Genomic DNA, 7,938 nt, shown 5'->3' on the forward strand with positions numbered 1-7,938 from the left:
GCATTTCTCGCAAAGCCGCCAAGTTGCCAAGATAAATGAAAACAGAACCATTTCAAACCATTTCAAACTATCCCAAACTATCTCAAACTATCTCAAACCACCTCAAACCACCTCAAACCACCTCAAACCCTTTGAACCATCTTTATCCTCCATGTTTTCATAATTCAAATGAATGAGTAATCATTTGAAGATTCCATCGACAACAGCGGTCCTATATTCTGAATTTTGAGTTTTGTAGACAAAAATTCATGATCTGTCTAATAATTTTTCTGGTTAAATATATAATTCTGACTTTTGATATAGAAATTTCAAGGGCTCTGTATGAGGATGTGCGTTCAAGACCACCGGCACATTGAGGAATCCGGGCATGTGGAGCAGCTTAAACTTATGCGATAAAATATTGTCTAATAAATAATTAAAATTGTGGAGAATATGAAGATCCATTTAAAATTAATGATTCTTTTATTGACCGCGGCATGTATTAATGTTCATGCCCAATATTCCATAACAGGAAAAATAGTCGATAAAGATAAGCTTACACCCTTGTCGGGCGTAAGTATTACTATTTCAGGAGTGAAAGATTCGGCAGACAATCATTTTCTGCTTTCCGAGAAAGATGGGAGCTTCAAGCTGGGTAATCTGAGTAATCAATCTTACAGAATCAGGGCTACCTATCTGGGTTATCAGAAACTGGATGAAACGATAGATGTAAAATATCGTTCGCAAAACATTGGCTCCTTATTTATGAAGCGTGAAAATGTAGTGTTAAAAGAAGTCGTGATTGTAGGTGATGTCCCCATTTCCCAACAAAAGGGGGATACGACAGAAATGAATGCAGGAGCGTTTAAAGTAAATACCAATGCCACGGCGGAAGATTTATTGAAAAAGATGCCTACTATTACTTCTACCAACGGAACTGTAACGGCCCATGGAGAAACCGTTAAACAGGTTTTGGTTGATGGAAAGCCTTTCTTTGGCGAAGATCCTGCTTTGACCTTGAAAAATTTGCCTGCCGATGTGGTTGACAAAGTTCAGGTATTTGATAAATTAAGTGATCAGGCACAGCTAACTGGTTTTGATGACGGAAATACATCAAAGACCATCAATATTGTGACTAAAAGGAACAGGCGGAACGGCAAGTTTGGAAAATTCAGTGCGGGTACCAGCGACAATGGTAAATATATGATTGGTGGCAATTTGAATTTTTTTAGTGGGGACCGGAGAATATCTATTATTGGTTTGAGCAACAATGTCAATCAGCAAAATTTTGCCATGCAGGATTTGCTTGGTGTGATGAGTGGTGGCGGCGGTGGACGTGGCCGTGGCGGTAACTTTGGCGGCGGCGGTGGTAGCTTCCTGGTCGGCCAGCAGAGCGGTATAACGACCACTAATTCGGTGGGTATTAATTACAGTGATCAATGGGGTTCAAAATTTAAAATTACCGGTAGTTATTTTTACAACAACAGCAAAACAAAGAGTATACAGTCAGCTAACGGCCATTATGTGACTTCTGCTGTTACCGATTCCAACCAATATTATAACAACCAGTATCTGTCAGAAAATCTAAATTACAACAACAGATTGAATTTCCGGTTGGAATATGCGATGGATACGGCCAATACCTTTATTATGACCCCCCGTCTTAATTTTCAGAGAAATCATAGCAGCAGCGACAATATCACGGCAAATACGATGGGGGAAACCACTCCTTTAAACGGATCGTCCAGCTGGAGCGATGCGCATACAAGCGGCTATAGCCTTGGCGATGACCTGGTATTCAGACATAAATTTTCAAAGGCCGGACGTACGATTTCCGCCGGTATTAGCGGTTCTGCCAACAAAAATGAACCCAACAGCCGTTCTGATGCCCAGACAGTATATTATAGGAAAATGTCTAACGGGACCTTTTTGAGTGATACTACCAATACGGATTTGAAGTCCAATTCCCTGACCAAAGGATATTCGATTTCTGGAAACCTGGCTTATACCGAGCCTGTCGGGAAAAGCGGTTTACTTCAGATCTCCTACAGCTATTCCTACTCAAATAATACGGCAAATAAACGGACATACGATGTGCTTAAGAATGGTAGTTTAAATGAGAGTGACTATTCCTACATGCTGGATTCTACATTATCTAATATATATGACAATGATTATATCACCAACAGGGCAGGTATCGGCTACCGCCTGGTAAAAACAAACGTGAATGCAATGTTTGGCCTCAACTACCAGAGAGCTGATTTGAGTGGTTCCAGAACCATGCCTATTCCTCCTTTTACGGTCAATAAAACTTTCGACAATATTTTACCTATGGCCATGTTGAGGTATAATTTTTCGCAAAATGCCAATTTGAGATTGTTTTACCGTACAGCCACCAATGCTCCTTCCATTTCGCAGTTGCAGGATGTAATTGATAATTCAAACCCCTTGAAGTTAAGTACAGGTAATCCCGATCTGAAACAGGAGTATACCAATTCCCTGATGACGCGTTTCTTCTATTCGAATCCTGAAAAATCGACCAATGTTTTTGCCTTTGTGTCGGGTTCGTATACCATGAACAACATCAGTACCCGTTCCTATTTCGCAACAAAAGATACCATCCTGGCAAGGGGAATTGTCCTGAAGAAAGGGGCACAGTTAAACAGTCCGGTAAACCTGGATCATAGTTGGAGTGTAAATTCCATGGTATCATACGGATTCCCGCTTCATTTTATATCCAGTAACCTTAGTCTCAATACGGGCTTTAATTATTCCTATTCACCCGGAAATGTAGATGATAAGATTAATATTTCAAATTCTTATACGGTTTCGCAAGGGGTTACCCTGGGCAGCAATATCAGTGAGAATGTTGATTTCACATTGTCTTACAGGGGAAATTACAGTATTGTGAAAAATACTCTTCAGCCAAGCTTAAATAACCGTTATTTCAGTCATACTGCAAATATGAGCTTCAACTGGATAATCTGGAAAGGATTTTTTATCCAGAATGACTTGACAAACCAGTTGTATAATGGTTCGAACAGTAGTTATAACCAGGATTATTTTCTGTGGAATGCAGGTATCGGTAAGAAGTTATTTAAGAACCAGCAGGGAGAACTTAAATTGAGCGTATTCGATTTACTCAATCAGAATACCAATATCAGTCACAACGTTACGGAAACATACATTGAAGATACCCGGTCGAATGTGTTACAGCGTTATTTTATGCTGACGTTCACCTATAATTTAAAGATGTTTAATATGCCTCAGATGCCGGGTAACCGTGATCGTGAGCGATTCAGAATGGGCGGACATGATGGCCCCCCAATGGGCGGCGGGCATGATGGCCCTCCCATGTTTTAGCAGTATATGACCAATCAGCCGGCAGGATTATCTGACCGGCTGATTTGTTTATAGTTGTTTGAAATACATATACCACTAAGGCACTAAGTTCATTTAGAAATTAACTTTATCTCTAATTTACCCCGCACCCCTAAAAAGGTGCTATAACGTGCCGGTGGAGTGCATGAGTAAGTGTTATTAAGTTGTGCTGATTAAAAGTCATTTTGACGGAAGAATATAAAACATGAAAAAACAAATTCTGTCCAACAAAGAAGCAGTATCCTGTTATAACTTTTTTAAGGGGCTGGGGTTGAATTTCAAACAACCTCAAACCATTTCAAACAATAACTAACCACAAAGTACACAAAGTTCACAAAGAAAATGTATTCTCCGTGCCCTCTGTGCCTTAGTGGTAAATGTATTAAACTACTTAGATTTTCATAAATTATGATTGATGAATGAATTATTATTTGTAATTTTGTCAATTACGATGTATAAAATTATATATATTTAAATATTTATCAATTATGATTGATGAAATATCAATGATCAGACCTTATGTCCCTCGTCCAATTTATACGGAACGAATAAAGCCGTTTATTGACAAAGAAATAATCAAAGTTATTTCGGGACAACGAAGAGTGGGGAAAAGTTATATTCTTTTTCAGTTGATCGGAGAGATAAAAAAGGTAAATCCACAGGCCAATATCATTTATATCAATAAAGAATTAAAGCCCTTCGAGCATATTTTTAATGATGACATTCTTTATAAGTATGTAAAAGGGAATCTCAAAGTTGAAAGTAAAAACTATCTTTTTGTAGATGAAATCCAGGAGATTGAACATTTTGAAAAGTGTCTGCGAAGTTTGTTAGCCGAAGATTGTTGTGATATATTTTGCAGTGGAAGCAATGCCAAAATGCTTTCAGGAGAGTTGGCTACATTTTTAGCCGGAAGATATATTGAATTTACCATCCATTCGCTGGGCTATAATGAATTTCTCAATTTTTTTCAACTGGAGAATTCAACGCAAAATCTGAGTAAATACCTTAAAGTTGGAGGTATGCCCTATTTAAAAGTGATAGGGTTGGATGAATTAGCGGTTTTTGAATATTTGCGCAACGTTTATGCATCAATTTTATTGAAAGATGTAGTGGCTCGTGAAGGAATACGAAATATTCACTTTTTGGAATCGCTTATTGAGTTTCTGGCTGATAATGTGGGAAGTCTATTTTCAGCCAACAACATAGCAAAATATATGAAATCGCAACGTATTGCTGTTTCTACGCAGGTTGTATTGAATTATTTAAGGCCTCTTATCAACGCATTTTTTATTTATCATGTTTCGCGTTTTGATATTAACGGATTAAAAATATTTGAAATAGGAGAGAAGTATTATTTTGAAGATTTGGGACTTAGAAATTGTATTCGGGGTTTTGACAGCAGGAAGGATATAAATAAGATTATGGAGAATGCTGTATATCTTCATTTAATCAGGCTGGGATTTCGGGTTTTTACAGGTCAATTAGGCAAAATGGAAATTGATTTTGTGGCCATCCGGGACGGTAAGACAATTTATGTGCAAGTGGTTTACATGCTGACAGACGAAAATACCATAAAGCGGGAATTCGGGAATTTATTGAAAATAAACGATAATTATAGAAAGTATGTTGTCACCCTGGATGAATACAATGCCGGCAATAATTACCATGGCATAGAGCAAATACATTTAAAGGACTTTTTGTTGCTGGATCTATAAATACTGAACATTGCAGTCGATTCCGGTAAATCGGAATGATAAACATTCCTTAGTGCTCTCCGTGCTTTAGTGGTGAATACAGACCACGGAGACACTCAGGGCACTGAGTTCACTTAGAAATTAACTTTATCTCTAATTTACCCCGCACCCCTTAAAAAGGTGCTATAACGTGCCGGCGGAATGATTGAGAAAGTGTTGTCAAGTTACTAATTACAAGTTATTTTGCCGGAAGAATATAAAATATACAAAAAAATCAAATTCTGTCCAACAAAGAAGCAGTATCTTGTTATAACCCCTTTTTTAGGGGCTGGGGTTGAATTTCAAACCATCTCAAACCATCTCAAACCATCTCAAACCTTCTCAAACAATATCGAACCCTCTCAAACAACTTCGAACCTTTTTGAACTTTCTTGAACTACCATGTTCTCCGTGACTTAGGGGTTAAAAGTATTTTTCTTCTTCAAAATTTTGTTTTCAGCATAAAAATCTTTAAATTATTGATCAATATCAGTTTAGCTTATCTGTAAAAGGCGGTCTCGAAGCAAACTGCTTTTAATTATACATATAACATAAAGCATATTGAAAATAAATGAATTTTGAGGCAACAATTACTAAAAAAATGAAATTTGAGCGGGGTTAATAAATAAATATCATATTATAAAATTGAATAAATTTGACCTCAACTTTTAATTTAAAATTATTCCCCTGGATTTGGTTTCAATTTTTTTGACGAATCCGGCAGATAGGAAAGGGGCTTGCCAGTAACATTGTGGGGTGAAGGGCCAGGAATTGCAATGTTTCTGATTAGGCCTGTGTTAAGGATTTATAAATAAAAAAAGGAAGAATGAATAAAAAGACCAATGCTGTCCGTATGCTTGATAAATTGGGAATAACCTACGAAATTGTTGAATATGAAGTGGATGAAAATGACCTGAGTGCGGTGCATATTGCAAAGGAGGCAGGAATGTCCATTGAACAGGTATTTAAAACTTTGGTGGTAAGAGGGGATAAGACAGGCATTTATGTGGCTTGTATTCCGGGCGGATTGGAACTTAATTTAAAGGAAATATCCCGTCTGACCGGAAACAAGAAATCTGAATTGGTTCATGTTAAAGAATTGTTGAATCTCACCGGCTATATCAGGGGGGGATGTTCTCCAATTGGCATGAAAAAAAGTTATCCTACCTTTTTGGACGGGAGTGCATTAAAATTTTCTTCAATTTTCATCAGTGCAGGTCAAAGAGGTTTGCAAATTAAGATAAATCCTAAGGATCTGCAGCAAATCACAGGTGCCAAAATTGGAATTATTGCAGAATAATGTTTTTTTACTTTCAATAATTAGGGGTAAATCAATTTTTTTTTCAAAATCGAAATAATTTGTTGAATTATTATTTGGAATTTTTAAAATACTGTTTTACCTTTGTAGCGAAATAAAAGATTAAAAATTTAAAGAAAATGAAAAAGGCATTATTATTTTTCGCATTTGTGGCTTTAACCATGGTGGTTAAAAGTCAGGACACAGTTGAAAACCAAACTTTTACTTTTTACAGGACTTCGGCTAATTCAACAGAACAGATTGATGCTAGCAGTTTAAATTCACATTATTTTGGACAGGACATTGCAGAAAAACTATATTTGGTAAAACAGAATTATACATTTGTTGAAGCTGCTACTTTAACTTCACCAGGTGATAAAACGATTATACGTAAACCTGCTATTTATAATTCGGTTAAAAAACTGGAAAAATATTATAAAAATGCAGTAAAGGACGGACTGATTTCTAAGGAAGAAGGTCACGACAAACTCGCTAAATTTTTAGATATAACTATTTTAATCGCCAATCAGGGAACTACAGATTTCGAATCCGCTTTAAAGAAAGCCAAGAAACCTGAACAAATTGAACACGTTTTCTCTGAGGTAGTATTAAAGTAAAGCTTACCAATTGCATTGAAAAGGCTGTCGAATTTCGGCAGCCTTTTTTTATGGTGCGCCATTTGACAGAATATAAAATACAAAAAAATTAAATTCTGTCCAATAATGAAACAGTATCCTGTTATAACCTCTTTTTAAGGGGCTGGGGTTGAATTTCAAACAATTTCAAACCACCTCAAACAATTCCTAACCACAAGGAACACAAGGATTACACAAGGTTCACAAAAAAACATGTATTCTTAGTGTACTTTGTGCCAGTGGTCAATACAGACCACGGAGGCACTCAAGGCACTTAGTTCACTTAGAAATATTAACCGCGAAGCGTTTTAAATAAATTCCTCTTTGACTGCATTCCGTTCAAGTGAAGCCGATAGGCGGTCCGCCAGCTGGCGGAAATGCTATCAAAGTCTTTTTTGCTTTTTATGACGACAACTTAGCGAAGCGATCTCATTCTCCGCTATTTTGCGGAGAATAAAAAGTTTGAGATAGAAATCATACTTTCAATTATTTTCAATCTCTTAAAATGGGGTTATGATCGGCCGGTAGAAGTTTTTGTAGAAGAAGTTAAAAATTCAAGACATAGGACAGAGAATCATTGAAAAATACTGTTATACCCATTTGTTTACTTGGGGGTGAAAAAATAAATTCATTCTTACGGTGAGAAAGTCTTAAGAAGTGATGATAGCCACCGATTTAAGATGAAAAATTATCCACTGAGTTTGGCTTCGACTCCGCTCAGCCACCCTATTGTCTATCTGATCCGAACCTCTTGAACCCCTTGAACCTCTTGAACCATTTCAAACTATTTCAAACCATTTCAAACCATTTCAAACCATCTCAAACCATCTCTAACCATCTCCAACCACTTTAAACAATAATTTCTGCCTTGTCCGATTAGACGGATTATAGGATTAACATGTTTAAAAGC

At 36.8% G+C, this 7,938-nt stretch carries 4 protein-coding genes; all 4 read left to right on the forward strand.

Annotated elements, in window-relative coordinates; genetic code table 11:
* The first annotated feature begins 432 nt into the window (after window positions 1-432).
* The 4 genes from Q8907_09775 (at window position 433) to Q8907_09790 (ending at window position 7,010) form a co-directional block, all read left to right on the forward strand.
* Window positions 433-3,342, forward strand: a complete 2,910-nt coding sequence (locus tag Q8907_09775) for an outer membrane beta-barrel protein (GenBank protein MDP4274553.1) — start codon at window positions 433-435, stop codon at window positions 3,340-3,342.
* A 506-nt stretch (window positions 3,343-3,848) separates the two neighbouring features.
* On the forward strand, window positions 3,849-5,078 hold the full coding sequence (locus Q8907_09780; GenBank protein MDP4274554.1) for an ATP-binding protein: 1,230 nt from the start codon (window positions 3,849-3,851) through the stop codon (window positions 5,076-5,078).
* An 844-nt stretch (window positions 5,079-5,922) separates the two neighbouring features.
* Window positions 5,923-6,396 carry a Cys-tRNA(Pro) deacylase gene (ybaK, locus tag Q8907_09785; protein MDP4274555.1) on the forward strand — a complete coding sequence of 158 codons (474 nt, stop codon included), beginning with the start codon at window positions 5,923-5,925 and terminating at the stop codon, window positions 6,394-6,396.
* Between the two features lie 137 nt (window positions 6,397-6,533).
* Window positions 6,534-7,010, forward strand: coding sequence for a hypothetical protein (locus tag Q8907_09790; protein ID MDP4274556.1), 477 nt, complete (start codon window positions 6,534-6,536; stop codon window positions 7,008-7,010).
* Window positions 7,011-7,938: the final 928 nt, after the last annotated feature.

Source organism: Bacteroidota bacterium (genome assembly GCA_030706565.1).
In the GTDB taxonomy this organism is placed as follows: Bacteria; Bacteroidota; Bacteroidia; order Bacteroidales; family JAUZOH01; genus JAUZOH01.

Coding starts and splice junctions, on each gene's coding strand:
- Q8907_09775 (MDP4274553.1), top strand. CDS start 433: ATGAAGATCCATTTAAAATTAATGATTCTTTTATTGACCGCGGCATGT.
- Q8907_09780 (MDP4274554.1), top strand. CDS start 3,849: ATGATTGATGAAATATCAATGATCAGACCTTATGTCCCTCGTCCAATT.
- ybaK (MDP4274555.1), top strand. CDS start 5,923: ATGAATAAAAAGACCAATGCTGTCCGTATGCTTGATAAATTGGGAATA.
- Q8907_09790 (MDP4274556.1), top strand. CDS start 6,534: ATGAAAAAGGCATTATTATTTTTCGCATTTGTGGCTTTAACCATGGTG.